This is a genomic window from Dyadobacter chenhuakuii (assembly GCF_023821985.2).
GTDB lineage: Bacteria > Bacteroidota > Bacteroidia > Cytophagales > Spirosomataceae > Dyadobacter > Dyadobacter chenhuakuii.
Genome location: NZ_CP098805.1, coordinates 4,918,563 through 4,934,300, shown reverse-complemented (window position 1 = coordinate 4,934,300; position 15,738 = coordinate 4,918,563). Strand labels below are relative to the sequence as shown.

General features: G+C 44.0%; 16 protein-coding genes. 11 read left to right on the top strand and 5 right to left on the bottom strand.

Features of this window, described 5'->3' with window-relative positions:
* Positions 1–50: 50 nt before the first annotated feature.
* The 5 genes from NFI80_RS20620 (at position 51) to NFI80_RS20600 (ending at position 5,162) form a co-directional block, all read left to right on the top strand.
* On the top strand, positions 51–698 hold the full coding sequence (locus tag NFI80_RS20620; protein ID WP_235166098.1) for a Uma2 family endonuclease: 648 nt from the start codon (positions 51–53) through the stop codon (positions 696–698).
* A gap of 200 nt (positions 699–898) precedes the next feature.
* Positions 899–1,273 carry a BlaI/MecI/CopY family transcriptional regulator gene (locus NFI80_RS20615; protein ID WP_233798924.1) on the top strand — a complete coding sequence of 125 codons (375 nt, stop codon included), beginning with the start codon at positions 899–901 and terminating at the stop codon, positions 1,271–1,273.
* Between the two features lie 11 nt (positions 1,274–1,284).
* Positions 1,285–2,598 carry a M56 family metallopeptidase gene (locus NFI80_RS20610; protein WP_235166096.1) on the top strand — a complete coding sequence of 438 codons (1,314 nt, stop codon included), beginning with the start codon at positions 1,285–1,287 and terminating at the stop codon, positions 2,596–2,598.
* Between the two features lie 52 nt (positions 2,599–2,650).
* The gene (locus NFI80_RS20605; protein ID WP_235166094.1) at positions 2,651–4,015 is read left to right on the top strand and encodes a M56 family metallopeptidase; all 1,365 of its coding nucleotides are present in this window, start codon (positions 2,651–2,653) and stop codon (positions 4,013–4,015) included.
* 121 nt (positions 4,016–4,136) lie between these two features.
* Entirely contained in the window at positions 4,137–5,162 is a 1,026-nt protein-coding gene (locus tag NFI80_RS20600; protein ID WP_235166092.1) for a Gfo/Idh/MocA family protein, read from the top strand.
* Between the two features lie 4 nt (positions 5,163–5,166).
* Here NFI80_RS20600 and NFI80_RS20595 read toward each other — a convergent pair whose 3' ends face one another.
* Both NFI80_RS20595 and NFI80_RS20590 read right to left on the bottom strand, forming a co-directional pair.
* The gene (locus tag NFI80_RS20595; protein WP_233798928.1) at positions 5,167–5,559 is read right to left on the bottom strand and encodes an ExbD/TolR family protein; all 393 of its coding nucleotides are present in this window, start codon (positions 5,557–5,559) and stop codon (positions 5,167–5,169) included.
* Positions 5,560–5,574: 15 nt separating this feature from the next.
* The gene (locus tag NFI80_RS20590) at positions 5,575–6,258 is read right to left on the bottom strand and encodes a MotA/TolQ/ExbB proton channel family protein (RefSeq protein ID WP_026631865.1); all 684 of its coding nucleotides are present in this window, start codon (positions 6,256–6,258) and stop codon (positions 5,575–5,577) included.
* Between the two features lie 270 nt (positions 6,259–6,528).
* On the opposite strand from NFI80_RS20590, the gene NFI80_RS20585 reads away from it, so the two are divergent.
* From NFI80_RS20585 to NFI80_RS20565, 5 genes are all read left to right on the top strand, one after another.
* Positions 6,529–7,344, top strand: coding sequence for an MbnP family protein (locus NFI80_RS20585; protein ID WP_235166090.1), 816 nt, complete (start codon positions 6,529–6,531; stop codon positions 7,342–7,344).
* A 15-nt stretch (positions 7,345–7,359) separates the two neighbouring features.
* A complete protein-coding gene (locus NFI80_RS20580; protein ID WP_235166088.1) occupies positions 7,360–8,508 on the top strand; it encodes a cytochrome-c peroxidase in 1,149 nt (382 codons plus the stop codon).
* A 129-nt stretch (positions 8,509–8,637) separates the two neighbouring features.
* Complete coding sequence (locus tag NFI80_RS20575) at positions 8,638–8,967, top strand: DUF6787 family protein (protein ID WP_026631862.1); 330 nt, start codon at positions 8,638–8,640, stop codon at positions 8,965–8,967.
* Between the two features lie 132 nt (positions 8,968–9,099).
* On the top strand, positions 9,100–10,422 hold the full coding sequence (gene ffh / locus NFI80_RS20570) for a signal recognition particle protein (RefSeq protein WP_026631861.1): 1,323 nt from the start codon (positions 9,100–9,102) through the stop codon (positions 10,420–10,422).
* Between the two features lie 38 nt (positions 10,423–10,460).
* Positions 10,461–10,961: a hypothetical protein gene (locus NFI80_RS20565; protein ID WP_233798931.1), complete on the top strand. Its 501-nt coding sequence runs from the start codon at positions 10,461–10,463 to the stop codon at positions 10,959–10,961.
* 83 nt (positions 10,962–11,044) lie between these two features.
* Here NFI80_RS20565 and NFI80_RS20560 read toward each other — a convergent pair whose 3' ends face one another.
* The gene (locus tag NFI80_RS20560; RefSeq protein ID WP_235166086.1) at positions 11,045–11,707 is read right to left on the bottom strand and encodes a hypothetical protein; all 663 of its coding nucleotides are present in this window, start codon (positions 11,705–11,707) and stop codon (positions 11,045–11,047) included.
* A 102-nt stretch (positions 11,708–11,809) separates the two neighbouring features.
* Here NFI80_RS20560 and NFI80_RS20555 point away from each other — a divergent pair, with 102 nt between their 5' ends.
* Positions 11,810–13,267 (top strand): NADH-quinone oxidoreductase subunit N, encoded by a 1,458-nt coding sequence (locus tag NFI80_RS20555; protein WP_235166084.1) that lies wholly within the window; start codon positions 11,810–11,812, stop codon positions 13,265–13,267.
* Positions 13,268–13,269: 2 nt separating this feature from the next.
* Here the strand turns inward: NFI80_RS20555 and NFI80_RS20550 are convergent, their stop codons facing one another.
* Both NFI80_RS20550 and NFI80_RS20545 read right to left on the bottom strand, forming a co-directional pair.
* Positions 13,270–14,130, bottom strand: a complete 861-nt coding sequence (locus NFI80_RS20550) for a TraB/GumN family protein (protein ID WP_235166082.1) — start codon at positions 14,128–14,130, stop codon at positions 13,270–13,272.
* Positions 14,131–14,141: 11 nt separating this feature from the next.
* A complete protein-coding gene (locus tag NFI80_RS20545) occupies positions 14,142–15,734 on the bottom strand; it encodes a M28 family peptidase (protein WP_235166081.1) in 1,593 nt (530 codons plus the stop codon).
* Between the last annotated feature and the right edge of the window lie 4 nt (positions 15,735–15,738).

The window sequence follows — 15,738 nt, the reverse complement described above, 5'->3', positions numbered from 1 at the left end:
CGGTGGGACAATGCTCTTCCGCCCCAAAGCAAAAATCATTATATTTACTTATGAGCAAATCAATAGGACATATGATAGCTTCTTCCAATCCGCAGAGGGTTTTACCAAAGACGATCTCTGCGAAAAATATACCTGACGTTCTGATCCATGAAATAATTGACGGCATACCCTTGTATCGCAAAGGTTACCGCGACGTACTGGCCAAAACGAAAACGGTTGAAGACATTATGGGTTCGAGTTCTTTGCAGGCTTTCCTGATCACGTATTTGACAATTTGGATTGGCAAGCAAATCGATGAGCATAAATATCATATTCTGACAAACGAAGCAGGGTTGCATCTCGATCGAAAGAATAATTTGGCAGGAGATTTGTTAATTTTTGACAGCATTAAACTGACCATTGATAAGATCAATAAAAACTACGCGAGTGTTCCACCGCTTATATCAATTGAAGTGGACATTGACATTGCGCTGGAAGACTTAACTGATCACAGCTACATCAATCTGAAAACCAGAAAATTATTGGATTTTGGCGCGGAAAAAGTCATTTGGTTTCTGACAGAGTCAAAAAAGGTCATGGTTGCAACGCACGATGGTGGATGGCAGTCGTTTGACTGGAATTGTGATGTGGAGATACTAGACGGGATTACTTGCAATGTTGGTCAATATCTCAAAGACAAAGGCTCCGATTTTGCATGAACTGTTAAAAGCCATACGCAGCGTCTGGTAAATGCTTGATGTGTAATTCATTAGTTTCATTTAAACTCATTTAAAAAAGCGAAGAAAAACATCTTCGCTTTTATTTTTCACTTTATAACTAATAAAATAGTTTTGAAACTAAGTAAATAGTATTAACTTTGAATTAGTAGTTCGAAATACTGGTAAGACAAAATAACATCATGGAAATACGCACATTAACGCGGGCCGAAGAAGAGATCATGCGGATCTTGTGGCAATTGAAAAAGGCTTTTGTAAAAGACATTTTGGCCGAAATGCCTGAACCCAAGCCTGCTTATAACACGGTTTCTACAATCATCCGGATTTTGGAGAAGAAGGAAGTTGTGGGTTACACGGCTTATGGCAAAACGCACGAGTATTTCCCGCTGATCAGCGAGGAAGAATACAAGCGCCATGAAATGCAGCAGCTGATGGTCAATTATTTTGACAACTCGCTTCCTAACCTCGTTTCCTTTTTCGTGAAGGATAATGATCTCAAAACCAAGGATCTGGATGAAATCATGAAGCTGATTAACGATCATAAAAGCGAAGAATAAATCCGTTAGCCATGGAAACGCTATTGTACATTGGAAAGGTTAACCTGTATTGGATCTTGCTTATTGCGTGTTATCTGCTCATGCTGCGGAACCATACATTCTTTAAGTGGAACCGCTATTATCTGCTCGGATCATTGTGCCTGGCGTTTCTCCTTCCATTGCTGATCTACCCTGAAAATGCGCCCGTAATTCCGGTTGTATATCAGATTAATACCGCCGCTTTTACCATTTCAGCAAACTATGAAGAGGCGCCAGTATTGAGCAAAACGGAGGTAATCTGGGCTGTTTATGCCATTGGATTGATCATTGCCGCATTCCAGTTTTTAAAGCATATCATTCAGTTAAGGAAGTTTTTAAAAGCCGGTGAAATCATCAAGCTCGATGACTGCACCGTGGTTTTAATCGATTCTAATAACACTGGCTCATTCTCGTTTTTGAAATGGATTGTGATTAATCGCAATGATTACGAGCATCATTTCGATGCCATTTTGAGACATGAAATGGTCCATACACAGCAAATGCACAGTTTGGACATTCTGTTTATCGAGATTTTGAAAGTCCTGTTCTGGTTCAACCCATTCCTTTTGCTTTACAAGCGCTCCATGCAGGAGATCCACGAATTTCTTGCAGACGCCCAGGCGCCTAACCGCGATCATTATGCCCGTTTCCTGGTCGCATACGCATTAAAAGCGCCTATCACTTCTTTAACGAATCATTTTTTTAAACCATCGCAAATCAAAAATCGCATTCGTATGATTTACAAAAACAGAACTTCGAAATGGATGCTCAGCACCTATATGCTGGCCCTGACGGTTATAGGAAGCACGGCGTTATTTGTTGCAGGTTGTGAACAAACCGAGCAGAATGAAGCAGAATTGGCCTTTATAAATTCAGAAAAGGCAGCTAACGATGCACTTGCAAATGAAAAAGTCTTCACAGTCGTTGAAGAACAGCCCGAATTCCCAGGTGGGCAACAGGCAATGTTTCAGTTCCTTGGAAGAAAAATAAAATACCCGACTGCTGCTGCAAAGAACAATGTTCAGGGACGGGTCTTTTTACAATTTATCGTTACTACCAGCGGCGATGTTCGAGACATTAAGGTCTTAAAAGGCATTGGGTCAGGCTGTGACGAGGAAGCTGCAAGAGTGCTTGCACTATTTCCGAAATGGAAGCCAGGCCGACAAAACGGGGAACCGGTTAATGTAAAATACCATTTGCCGGTAAACTTCCAACTGGAAGAAAGCGACGAGAAAACGTCAAGCAGTCACAAAGAAGCGGCGAAATCCGCGGCGACGGTTGTGCATTATGGCCCTTTATCGCGTTAGTTCTCAGATAAAAAAACCAACGCTGAGTTCACATTAACATTCAAGTACAAAAATGGAAACACTGCTGTACCTCGCAAAGGTCAATTTGTTTTGGGTGCTTTTTTACCTCACTTACAGACTGTTATTGCGCAACCATACCTTCTTCATCTGGAACCGGATTTACCTGGTTGGCTCGCTGCTCATCGCATTTCTGTTGCCGCTGGTAAGCTTTCCTGAGGCAGTTGTTACTTCAAAACCTGCGATATATGCGGCTGCAAGCCTTCCTTACATAGAGTCGCCCGAGCCGGTTTCCTGGCTTACTACATGGAGCCCTATCTTGTTCGCTTTGTGTGCGGCGGGTTCATTGTATCTGCTTTCCGCCTTTTTCAGGTCAATCCGGGATGTTTTTGTGATGATCAGAAAGGATGATGTAATGGATTTAAATGGTGTGAAACTGGTGCTGCTTCCGCATAATGAGGTTGGTTCATTTTCATTTTTCAAATGGCTGGTTATGAACCGGAGAGATTATGAAGAGAACTTTGAACCGATCCTGAGACACGAATCTGTCCACATTCATCAGATGCATAGTTTGGACATTGTTTTCATTGAGCTTTTGAAAATTGTATTTTGGTTCAATCCCGTGCTTTGGTTTTACAAGCGCTCTTTGCAGGAAGTTCACGAATATCTGGCCGATGAGCATGCCCCGGACCGGGATGGATATGCGCGGTTTCTGGTTGCTTACGCTTTCAATGCACCTGCTGCGGCTTTAACTAATCATTTTTTCAATGGTCCGTTATTAAAAAGCCGGATTAAGATGATCTATAAAAATCGGAATGGAGAATGGCTGCGAAGTAAATATCTCATCGTGCTGCCGCTGATCTGCATCGTGCTCGTAACAACGGCAGCACGGGAAAGAGTTGTAGAGTCCATTGAAAAACTGACGCCAGCTGTAATTGGTCAGATGATTGTTGAGCATGCTAAACTGGATGACCTCAAAGCATTTGACACGCCAATGGAACAGCCCGTAGCTGAAATAGCAGCGCCAAAATCGAAGAAAAGTAAGGTTTCGAAAAAGGCCAAGGTAAATTTCCCCACGACTTCTTATACATCTCAAATCCCAGATACGCTTCCGCAAACACCTGCAAAAGCAGCAACATTCTCGAATTATCGTTACGCAGCCAACATTGGGCCGATCGCAAAAATGGACTCGTTTACAAAAGTCGGTGGGACGATAAGCATCAGAGGTTACAATGGTCCGGGAAGTAATGCATTGATCATTGTTGACGGTGTTAAGCAGGAGCAGCGTGGGTCGATGGGGCATCACCACATTAAGCCCGAACAGATCGAGTCTATCAATGTGCTTAAAAATCAAAGTGCGATTGATATTTATGGAAACGAAGGAAAAGATGGCGTTATCATTATCAATACAAAAAAGTAAGCAAGGCTGACATTTAGCTTATATGTAATACCAACGCCCGGCCCGTTCCGGGCATTTTGTTAGACAATTCGGAACGATTTGATACTTTTGCCCTCCTAGCATTCATTCCGAACCGTTATTTATGCCAATCCTTAAAGCAGCCATCATTGGCGGCGGCCATATTGCCGATCAGAACCACATTCCAGCACTAAAGGCACTTCCTGAGCGTGTCGAGCTTGTTGCCATTTGCAGTCGTGACATTCACAAGGCACGCGCATTGGCAGATAAGCATGACATTCCACTGGCTTTTGACAATGCAGCTGAAATGTTTGAAAGCGACAACAGACCCGATCTGATCATTAACTGCACGGCCAATCATCTGCATCATCCATTTACCATGCAGGCTCTGGAAAACAATTGCCACGTGCTTTGTGAAAAGCCACCGGCGATCCTTGCGGCTCAGGCTGGTGAGATGGCGGATTTGGCGCAGAAGAATGGAAAAGTGCTTGCCTATAATTTTCAACTCAGGCAAACGCCGGAATACAGTTTACTGAAACGCGCTTTAGACAATGGGCGTCTGGGTGAAGTTTACCACATTAAGGCTAATTTTCTGCGTCGGCGCGGCATTCCGGGTTGGGGAAATTTTACAAATAAATCCATTCAGGGTGGCGGTGCGTTGATGGACCTGGGCGTTCATGTGCTGGATCTTGCGTTAGGACTGCTCGGTTACAGCGAGCCCGACCGCATCATTGCAAACACGTATGATTACATTGGAAAAGCAGGTGGAAAAGGCCTCATGGGAGGTTGGGACGCAGAAAAGTTTGAGGTTGAGGACGCTTGTTTTGCTCATTTATCTTTTCCTGATAATGCAAGCATCACGTTATCCACATCATTTGCATTAAATACAAAAATACCGAAAAACGTAAATCTGGAAGTTTTTGGAACAAAGGCCGGCGCAATGCTGAACCCGTTTTCTTTATACAGCGAAGTGGAAGGAGAGCTGGTTGATATGGAATTTCCGCATTTGGAAGAAACCGACATTCAGCTTAAAAATACGATTGCTTTCCTGGATGCTTGTGATGGAAAGCCTAGCAACATTTGTAATGCGGCACAGGGTGCTGTTTTACAAAGAATAGTGGAAGCAATTTATAAAAGTGCAGAAAAGTGACGGCTTACTTTGCAGTAGCCATCACCATTTTAATCTCATTTTTCGCGCCAAGTTCCAGCACATCCACCAAGTCCTGAACAGCAAGATTTTTATCAACTCTCAAAACAATGGTCTTGTCTTCCACATTAGCGAAAATATTTTGCAGTTCGGTCTCTAAGCGATCGAACGGAATAGGCTCTTTATCAATAAAATAACCTTTATTTTCATCAATAGAAAGCGTAATCTGCTTCTTATACATTTGCTGCGTAGCAGATGCTTTGGGCAGCATAAGCTTGATCACGTTCGGATTAGACATCGTGGAGATGATCAAAAAGAACAGCAAAAGGAAAAACATAATATCGTTCAGGGAGTGCGTGAACACTTCTGGCGCAAAACGACTCTTACGACGTATTTTCATATTTTGGAAATGATATTAGTTCTTTGCAGCAACAGGCTTCTGCAAAACGTCAAGGAAATCGGAAGCGGCCATTTGCAAACGCAAAGCAAAACGGTCAATTTTCATATTCAGCAAGTGATAACCTGCATAGGCGATCAAACCAATGATCAGACCGGAACCGGAAGTGATCATTTTTTCATACATACCACCGGCAATGGTGCTGATATTGAAGTCGTTAGAAATAGAAATATCGTAGAAAATCCGGATAATCCCTGAAATCGTTCCGACGAAACCAAGCATAGGTGCGATACCCGCGATAACCCCCAGATAAGGAAGATTTCCCTCCATTCTCTGGATCTCGATCTGGCTTGCATTTTCAATCGTCGTTTCAATGTCCTTAATAGGGTAACCAATGCGGCCGATGGCTCTTTCCAGAATACGTCCGGAAGCATTGCGCTGGTTGCGGCAAAGCGATTCGGCTGATTTCAGGTTTCCTTGCTGAATAAAGTCTTTTACGTTGTCAATCACGCCCGGATCAATCTTTCCATTGGCTCCAATGCCAAGAAAACGCTCTATAATAAGAAAAAGCGTCGCCAGGAAAAGTAGTCCGAGTGGTAACATGACCCAGCCTCCTTTTGCAAGAAGATCAATAATAGAAAGCCCCTCTGTGGCAACGGGTGCGGCCAAAGTAGAATCAGCAAGTGCTTGTAGAAGCATCATATTGGTTATAAAAGTGAATGTTAAGCTAATGAAAAAGAGGTCAATCCGGTCAAAAAACAGCTTTGAACATAAACGGCCTTAGTGCCCCCTTATTGTTTAAAGGGCAAATATAGGAAAATTACTCTTCGCGATTCCACGGAAAACCAATCCCGGCAGGATTCTGTCAATAAAGAATATTTTTCACCGTCCGATGAGCTGATTTCGCATAAATCCGACCGTTTTTCTGTTTAGTAAATGATATAGACTCTCATTCTCTCTAACCTGAACGGCATGAAAAGGACATTTTCATATCTGTTGCTGTCTTTTACGGCACTTATTTTCAGTGCTTCCCTTATTTCTTCCTGTACCGACGACCCCGTTCCGCTTCCGAAGGGCATTATCAGCGTGAAATTCGATAATGTGGTTGGCTCCAAAGATTTGAAATTCAATTCAGAGACTTATGTTAATGCTGCCGGGGAGGAATTTACGGTTAGCGCGCTCAATTATTACATATCCAACATTAAGTTTATCGCCGCGGGAGGCAACAATTACACCGTTCCTCAGGATTCCAGTTACTTCCTGATTCGCGAAGGCAATGTTGATTCTCAGGAAATTACTATTAATAATGTCCCGGCACGCAACTATACGGGCATCGAATTCGTCATAGGGATTGACAGCCTGAGAAGTGTGTCCGATATTTCAAAACGCAAAGGGATTCTGGACAAAGATTCGGGTCCCACCAACCAGGAAGCAATGTATTGGGATTGGAATCCGGGTTATATATTTCTGAAACTGGAAGGCAGTTCGGACTCTGCAACATCGTCGAACAGCAAATTTTACTATCATATCGGCGGGTTCGGCGGGCTTACTACCAAGACATTGAACAACATTCGGGTGGCGAAAATAGATTTTGGCGATCAGCGGGCGGCTGTTTCGGAAAATGCAGCAGCGCAGATTAACCTGAAAGCAGATATACTTAAAGTCTTCAACGGCCCCACCAAAGTGAGCATTAAGGAAAACGGCAGCGTAATGTTTATTCCTTTTTCAAAAAATATTGCAGATAATTACGCGACTATGTTTAGTCTCGGCCAGATCATTAACAAATAAGGAAGTTGGGTTAATATGAAAAAAGCGGTTTTGCTTTTTGGTGTGCTTTTACTCTTATTTCAGGGAATGATTTCCTGTGATAAAGCGTCAGAAACGCCTGATCCAAAGCCTCCTGTCATTACTGATCCGCCACCCACTGATCCGCTGCCTTTGGAATGGAAAAAACCTGCTTATTTCCCTGATCCCGTTTACGATCTGTCCAAAAACCCATTAACCCCCGAAGGTGTTGAACTGGGACGCTTCCTTTTTTATGACGGCATTCTGTCCCGGACAGATAACATTGGCTGCGGAACCTGTCATCAGCAGCAAGCCGCATTCACCCATCACGGACACGATCTGAGCCACGGCGTCGATGATTTATTGGGCACCCGCAATTCGCCCTCCATTCAGAATATGGCTTTTAGCCCGACATTTTTCTGGGATGGAGGCGTGCATGATATGGATCTGGTTCCGCCCGTTCCGATCCAGAATAAAGTAGAAATGGGTGAGCGCGTGGGAAATGTCATTGAAAAGCTCCGCAAAACGCCGGTGGCAGGAGCTACGAAGCAGGTTAATTATCCCAAAATGTTTGAAGCAGCATTTGGAACCAATGAAATCAATGCGGACCGGATGATGAAGGCATTATCGCAGTTTATGATGACCCTCGTTTCTTCCACTTCCCGTTACGATTATTTTTTACAAGGTGATGCGTCCGCTTTAACGCCATTGGAAAAGCAGGGAATGACCCTTTTCAAACAAAATTGCGCTTCCTGCCACAGCAGTGAGCTTTTTACAGATCATAGTTTCAGAAATAATGGATTAATTCCTGCCAAAATCAATGATCAGGGAAGATACGCGATCACATTAAACGAAGCCGACAGGTTAAAATTCAAGGTTCCGAGCCTGCGCAATGTGGGCCTGACTGCGCCTTACATGCATGACGGGCGTTTCACGACTCTGGAAGCAGTTCTGGATCATTATGCCAATGATCAGAGCGGCAGTAAGGACAGCATTTTCGTCTCGCCGTCGCTCGATCCGTTGTTGCAGGTTGCGGGACAAAAACGGGGAATTAAGCTTTCTGAAATGGATAAGCAAGCAATCATTGCTTTTTTGAAGACATTAAATGATGAGCAATTTATCAACGACAAGCGCTTTTCAGACCCGGGCATAGGAACGTCTCTGTGATCATGATTGCGATTTTTTTCAACAGTAAAAATGATCCTGATCATGTCTTTAACCAGCATTAAACATCCATTAAAATAGAGGAAAATTGCCCGATGGGTTGTTACTTTGTAAAAATTTAATTCAATAAATATGCAAGGCGGAGAAAAAAGCGCACAACCCTGGTTGGGAAAAATGCAGGAAAAGTGGGGATTGGAGACAACCAGACAAGTTCTTTTGGTTTTAGCAGTTTTTAGCTTAGCAGGCTCTTCCGTAGTTTGGCTTAGAAAAGGGCTTTTCTTCCTGCTGGGTTACGACGAGCTGACCCCGATGTGGCTTAAAACGATTACTTACATTCTCTTTATTTTTCCAACTTACCAGACGCTTTTACTGATGTACGGCTTTCTGTTGGGCCAGTTTTCGTTTTTTTGGGAAAAAGAAAAGAAAATGTTCCGTTGGATCAAAGCAAAATTCAGCAAATAACAGTCATTTCAGCAGCTTAGGCTTCGCACCAAATATTCGAGGAGTGCCGGAATTAACCTTCCTGTACTCCTTATTTTATTTATACCTTTGTGTTTTATTTCAATTAAGGTTTAGAATCATACATATCATTCCATGTTTGAAAACTTACAGGACAAGCTAAATAACGCCTTTCGCACACTAAAAGGAAAGGATAGGATATCAGATATAAATGTTGCCGCAACCACAAAGGAAGTCCGCAAAGCATTGGTCGATGCCGACGTTAACTTTAAAGTTGCCAAGGAAATTACAGACCGGATCCGTGAAAAAGCACTCGACAGAAAGATATTAATCTCTGTTGAACCGGGCCAGATGTTTGTCAAAATCGTCCAGGAAGAGCTTACCGAGCTCATGGGCGGCCAGGCAGAAGGAATCAATATCAAGGGCGATCCCGCGGTTATCCTGATTGCCGGTTTGCAAGGTTCGGGTAAGACGACTTTCTCCGGAAAACTGGCCACATTGCTCAAAAAGCAAGGTCGTCAGGTTCTGCTTACAGCCTGCGACGTGTATCGTCCGGCTGCGATTGAGCAGTTGAAAGTGCTTGGAGAGCAGGTTGGTGTGGAAGTTTATTCAGAGCCTGACAATAAAAATGCAGTTGACATTGCGCGTAATGCAGTGGCGCATGCAAGAAAAATAGGAAAGAAAATTGTGATTGTCGATACAGCCGGGCGTCTGGCTGTGGATGAGGTCATGATGCAGGAGGTTGAGGACATTAAATCTGCCGTTAAGCCATCTGAAATCCTGTTCGTCGTGGATTCTATGACGGGTCAGGATGCGGTAAATACGGCCAAAACCTTTAACGAACGCCTGAATTTTGACGGTGTCGTGCTGACCAAATTAGACGGTGACGCGCGTGGTGGAGCGGCCCTTTCGATTCGTCAGATCGTTGACAAGCCTATCAAATATATCAGTACGGGCGAAAAAATGGAGGCACTTGACTCCTTCTACCCCGATCGTATGGCGAGCAGGATCCTGGGCATGGGTGACGTTATTTCTCTTGTAGAGCGTGCGCAGCAGGCTTTTGACGAAGATGAAGCCAAACGCATTAATGCCAAAATGCGTCAGAACAAGTTTGATTTTGACGACTTTTTGGGTCAGTTGCAGCAGATCAAAAAGATGGGTAATGTCAAAGATCTGATCGGCATGATTCCCGGGATGGGCAATGCAATGAAAGACATGGACATTGATAATGAGTCTTTTAAGCCTATTGAAGCGATCATTCAGTCGATGACCAAAAAGGAGCGTGAAAATCCTGATATGATCGACGGAAGCCGTAAAAAACGCATTGCAGCCGGAAGCGGGACATCCATTTTGCAGGTTAACAACCTGATCAAGCAATTTGATGAAATGCGCAAGATGATGAAGAAAATGAACACCATGCAAGCGGCTGGCAAGCTGGGCAAGGCACTGCGCCGCTAGTCTCAACATTGCAAGTGCCACTTACTCATCCTTCGTTCATGAAACGCATTATTTTTGTACTCACGTTGATTTTATTTCTTAATCAGCAAAAACTTCGGGCGCAGGCTTCGGTGGGTTATTATCCATGGAGCAGCTTGCTAACCATCAGCACCAATTCAAAAAAGGCAATCTGGCTGGATACAAGGTTTCAAACCAACTCGCTGTTCAGCAGTCTGAGTGTGGATTTGCTGCCAATGATCAATCTGAAAAGAGGCGAAGTGGTGCAATGGTATCTGGGTGGAGGATTAAGATTAAACCCGCTTTACCGCATTGCCGATGCCGACGCAGATCTGATCACAATTGACGGTTACTCTTTAAATGTAGGTGTCCGCATTTCGCCGTTGAAGCAGAACAGGCGGTTCCAGGTTGCACTAGAGTTAAATCCTTATGTTAAAGATAAATTTGACAGCGGTGTTTTGAAAAGTCATTTTGGACTGGTTTATGTTTTTGGTAAACGAAAAAAAGAAGAAGTGGCTCCCGAAGCGCCGTTAGTGCCATAAAAATTACTTGTATACTAATAAAAAAGCCGGAACTGATACTTAAAAATATCGATTCCGGCTTTTTTTAACGTCTTAATGCGGCACTAGTTTCCGCCACGCCCTGCTTTGTAAGAGTCAAACTCTTCAAGTAAAGTGATTAAATCATCCTCTGCTGCAAAGTCCAGCTGTGACTCCCGGATGATGTAGTTCATTTTGTTTTTTTCTTCGCTAAGCAGTTTCAAAAAGCTGTTTCTGTTGTTGAGCTGCACAGGATTAAGCTTGTCATTTTTCAGGATATACAGCTTAGCATTCGGTTCCAATGTTCGCGTAGCGCTCGCTTTCTCCACTTTAATAGGCTTAACATATTTTTTTAACAGCTTCGTATTGCCATCATAAAGAACCCTGTAAAAGCTTTTGTCTGTCTGTTCTCCAACGGCAGGATAGCCATTCTTGAAAATGTAAAGATCAGTGCCTGTCGGGATTGTGAACTCCTTTACGCCGGACGACACCCGGAATAACCCGGAATCAGCCTTATATTCTACTTCATCTTTTTTGAGATCATACCGGACTTTTACCCCATCGTGCACCCGGTCGTCGCTCGTGCGGACCGTTCCGGAGTACCATTCTTTAAACAGATATGGTGAATTCTCTCCATCAGCAGCGGTTTCCTGATAAGGTGTTCCCGATAATCCTGTGGAATCCTGCGCTATGGCAGCATTCGTCCAAAGAAAAGAGGAGAGCAAAAAAAATCTTAGTACATATTTCATGATAAAGTTGGTTAATTTGATAAGTTCGAAGTCTGAACATGCCAGAATTTAGATTGCTGGCATCTTTCTGTACTTTTGCCAAAAAAATTGTACCCGCTCAAATTGGATATTAACGAACAGCTTATACATATACGCCGAAGCCTGGCAGGAATCACTCCTGAGATTTTTCTGGCACTGCTCTTTTGCTTTTTCCTGTTTGCGGAACTTGTGTTTTTGCGTTGGCTTAAAAAAGAGAAAATTGCTTCTTACCTGCAAAATATAGCCCTTGCAGGCAGTATTATTACACTTTTACTGATTTTGGGCCAGTGGAATACCGAACCTTCCTTTCGTTTTCAACCCCTCTTGTTCCTCGACCGACAGGCTGTTTTTTTCAAAATCATGATTACGCTTGCCTGGATTTTCACCCTAATCCACGTCCGTGTATTAAAATACGACTTCCCGCCAGAGTTTAATGCATTGCTCATTGCAGCCGTTGCCGGCATGAATCTGCTGACAATGTCGACACATTTGCTGACTATATACCTTTCATTGGAACTGATTTCCGTTAGCTCCTATCTGCTGGTTGCCATGTCGCCGTACAAAAAAGCGGCGGAAGGAGGGATTAAATACTTGCTTTTCGGCGCAGCAAGCTCAGCAGTAATGCTTTACGGAATATCGCTCATTTATGGTATCACCGGAACCATGGACATTACCAGCGAAGCCATGACCGTGGGATTGATGAATAATTCTCCCCTGGTGATAACGGTAACCATTGTACTGACCCTCGCCGGGCTCCTTTTTAAGCTTTCATTGGTGCCGTTTCATGTCTGGACACCTGATGTTTACGAGGCTGCTCCTACTCCGCTTGTTTCATTTTTGTCTGTCGCACCGAAGGCTGCCGTGGTGCTTGTGCTTATGCGTCTTGCCGGAATATTACCGGCTCAATATTTCCCGGTTTTGGGCGGGATCGCATTGATAAGCATGACCATTGGCAATGTAGCAGCGCTGTTGCAAACCAATGCAAGACGATTACTAGCCTATTCCTCTATTGCGCAGGCAGGTTATTTACTGGTTGGAATAGCCGCTTACAGCCGGTTTGGGTTTGAGTCAGCCGTTTTTTATACGGCCGCTTACCTGATTATCAATCTTGCTGTTTTCTTTTTGATTGATCTTTTGCAACCCGTGTCAAACACAAATCTTACCTGCTTTGAAGGGTTAGGACGAAGAAATATGTGGATTTCCAGCATTCTGACGATCGCCATGATTGCCTTGGCGGGATTACCGCCAACTGCCGGCTTTACTTCGAAGTTGCTTGTATTTTCCGCGCTTTGGGAAAGCTATCATCAGCAACATTTCCCCTGGATGCTGTGGCTGCTGATCGGAGGAATCCTTAATGCAGCGATATCCCTCGCTTACTACCTGCGAATCCCGTATTTATTGTTCTTTAAAGCATTGGCGCAGAAAAAAGCTCCTGCAAACCAAAGTATAACCGGCAAATTCATTGCAGGACTTCTTGTCGTTACGATCCTCCTGCTATTTTTCAATCCCGGCCTGCTTACCAGATGGATATCTGCTTTTTAGGGTCAATTTATCGCCCGGACTTTAAAACCATCCTTCCGTAATAACGAAATTATGCCGCGATCACCACCCAGGTGACCGGCGCCTACTGCAAAAAAAGTTGGCTTTTCGGCTGCGATTTTACGGATTCTAGGCACCCATTTCAGGTTTCTCGAAAACAGCATTACTTCTTCATTCCCATCCATACCATAGTTACTGGCCATCATCAGATTATACAGGTCGTTGATTTTCTGGGACTTGTATAATGCGACCAAATTACTGAACTCTTTACGCGCCTGCGGAAGACTGTCTATCATGCTGATGATCGTCTTCACCTGTTCTTTGTAAGGGATCGTATCAAAAATTGCCATTTGTTCATCCAGCGTCTCAATCCCGATGACCTCGGATTTCTGCTTGGCTGCCAACTCCACCAATGACATTTCGTAGGACTGAGGCTGGCATGCGAGGACTGCATTGAAAAGCGGCCCCATTAATATAAATGGTTTAGCTTTCTCGAACATTGCAATCCCCACGCCAACCGAATCTTTGTAAAACTTCGCCAGTCTTGCATATTCCTGCTCGGTAACCAGTTTTTTCAACTCGTTACCATCGGTCATGTTCATCGATTTCATCATGCCTGCCAGCATGCCGGGATCGTCCATGTCAATTTCCAGGGCAACCTGTTGTGTTCTGGATAATGTTGCTTTTAATGAGTCACTTAATGAGAAATCGGCCGGACAGATCAAATGGATCGTTCCAAACAAATAGGAAGGCTTTGCCTGTCCGGGCGATGTGATTTCCCAAAGAAGGGAATTTTCTGTCGGCGCCTGTGCGCTGGCAAACAAGCTGGTAGTGAACAGAAAAATACTCAAAAGCGATCTTTTCATGGCTTGGCTAATTATTCCTTATTGCTATCAACCTCAATGCGTTCTTCCCTGTTAACCAGCTCCCATGCCGTATGAAAAACCAGTTTCACGATGGGTGCTTGTTTGTCGAAAAGGATTTTTTCGACATCATCGCCTGGCTTGTGATAATCTTCATGAACCCCGGTGAAATAAAAAATAACCGGAACGCCCATTTTAGCGAAGTTATAATGATCTGAGCGGTAATAGAACCGGTTCGGATCTTTCGGATCATTGAATGTGTAATCCAGATTGTAATTGATGTACTTCTTATTCGCTTCTTCACTGATCGCGTGCAACTTGGAAGAAAGCTTGTCAGAACCGATCAGGTAAACGTATTTATGATCATTCTCATGCGCCTTATCCACACGACCGATCATGTCAATGTTCAAATCAGCAATCGTATTTTTAAGCGGGAATAGCGGGTTTTCAGAATAATATTCCGAACCGAAAAGCCCCTTTTCCTCACCTGTAACATTCAGAAATAATATGCTTCTACGTGGTCCCTTACCTTCCGCTTTCGCTTTGCTGAATGCCTCCGCAAGTTCGAGCAATGAAACTGTTCCCGACCCGTCATCATCTGCTCCGTTGTTAATCTCCCCATTATCAGAGATCCCGATATGATCCAAATGTGCGCTAATGACCAGGACTTCGTCTTTTTTGTCAGATCCCTCCATAAAGGCAGCAACATTCTCGGTTTCAATCGTCTCGCTCACGCGCTCGGCTTTCACTGCTACATTGCCTGACATTTGTTTTGAAAGCGGCTTACCCGATTTATCGATCGAAGCTTTTTCTTTCAGAAGTTTGCTGGTAGACGTGTTCAGAATCTGCGCAGCAATGCTTGCCGGAACCGCAAAGGCAGCCAGGCTGTTTGGCGCTTCTACCACAGGTTTTAATGTAGGAGCGCTGAAACGCCTCGCCATAACCGCCCGCTGACGGATTTCCTTGTCCAGATCGTCGCCCGTTTTATCATTAACGATGAACACATATGTTGCCCCTCTGTCCAATGCAACCCTTGCTTTGGCCTGCCAGGAAACAGGTCCGCTCCACTTCGTTTTCTCACCCGTGCCGCTAACAAGGTATTTCCCATCTGCACTTTTCGGCTCACCTTCAAACATAACGACAGCCTTACCTTTGATATCCAGGTTATTATAGTCGGTGTAGGCCGGATCATCAATGCCATAGCCTACTAAGATTACCTCAGAGCTTGTTTCCTGCGGAACATTCAGAATTCCATTGAGATAGAATTCTTTATTAAACTCATATTTTTTACTGCCCGCTTTCACGTAAACCTCACCCCAGCTTCTTTTATGGAGATTATATTTTTGCAAATAACTTTTCGAGCCGTCCGCAGCTGTGGCAGCCGGCGTCAGACCATACTGTTTGTAGTAGCTTGAAACGTATTCTGCGGCCTTTTTTTGGCCTGGCGAACCCGTATCCCGTCCTTCAAGACTGTCCGAGGCAATGATTACCAAATGTTTTTTCAAGTCATCGGGCGTAATGCTCTCTGCATATTTTGCAGCATCATCCTGCGCAAAAGTGAGGGTTGATATGGACAGGAGCATTCCTGCCAGCAAATTCTTATTCATATAA

Excerpts from the sequence above, each read along its gene's own strand:
- NFI80_RS20620 (WP_235166098.1), top strand. The coding sequence starts at position 51 with ATGAGCAAATCAATAGGACATATGATAGCTTCTTCCAATCCGCAGAGG.
- NFI80_RS20615 (WP_233798924.1), top strand. The coding sequence starts at position 899 with ATGGAAATACGCACATTAACGCGGGCCGAAGAAGAGATCATGCGGATC.
- NFI80_RS20610 (WP_235166096.1), top strand. The coding sequence starts at position 1,285 with ATGGAAACGCTATTGTACATTGGAAAGGTTAACCTGTATTGGATCTTG.
- NFI80_RS20605 (WP_235166094.1), top strand. The coding sequence starts at position 2,651 with ATGGAAACACTGCTGTACCTCGCAAAGGTCAATTTGTTTTGGGTGCTT.
- NFI80_RS20600 (WP_235166092.1), top strand. The coding sequence starts at position 4,137 with ATGCCAATCCTTAAAGCAGCCATCATTGGCGGCGGCCATATTGCCGAT.
- NFI80_RS20595 (WP_233798928.1), bottom strand. The coding sequence starts at position 5,559 with ATGAAAATACGTCGTAAGAGTCGTTTTGCGCCAGAAGTGTTCACGCAC.
- NFI80_RS20590 (WP_026631865.1), bottom strand. The coding sequence starts at position 6,258 with ATGATGCTTCTACAAGCACTTGCTGATTCTACTTTGGCCGCACCCGTT.
- NFI80_RS20585 (WP_235166090.1), top strand. The coding sequence starts at position 6,529 with ATGAAAAGGACATTTTCATATCTGTTGCTGTCTTTTACGGCACTTATT.
- NFI80_RS20580 (WP_235166088.1), top strand. The coding sequence starts at position 7,360 with ATGAAAAAAGCGGTTTTGCTTTTTGGTGTGCTTTTACTCTTATTTCAG.
- NFI80_RS20575 (WP_026631862.1), top strand. The coding sequence starts at position 8,638 with ATGCAAGGCGGAGAAAAAAGCGCACAACCCTGGTTGGGAAAAATGCAG.
- ffh (WP_026631861.1), top strand. The coding sequence starts at position 9,100 with ATGTTTGAAAACTTACAGGACAAGCTAAATAACGCCTTTCGCACACTA.
- NFI80_RS20565 (WP_233798931.1), top strand. The coding sequence starts at position 10,461 with ATGAAACGCATTATTTTTGTACTCACGTTGATTTTATTTCTTAATCAG.
- NFI80_RS20560 (WP_235166086.1), bottom strand. The coding sequence starts at position 11,707 with ATGAAATATGTACTAAGATTTTTTTTGCTCTCCTCTTTTCTTTGGACG.
- NFI80_RS20550 (WP_235166082.1), bottom strand. The coding sequence starts at position 14,130 with ATGAAAAGATCGCTTTTGAGTATTTTTCTGTTCACTACCAGCTTGTTT.
- NFI80_RS20545 (WP_235166081.1), bottom strand. The coding sequence starts at position 15,734 with ATGAATAAGAATTTGCTGGCAGGAATGCTCCTGTCCATATCAACCCTC.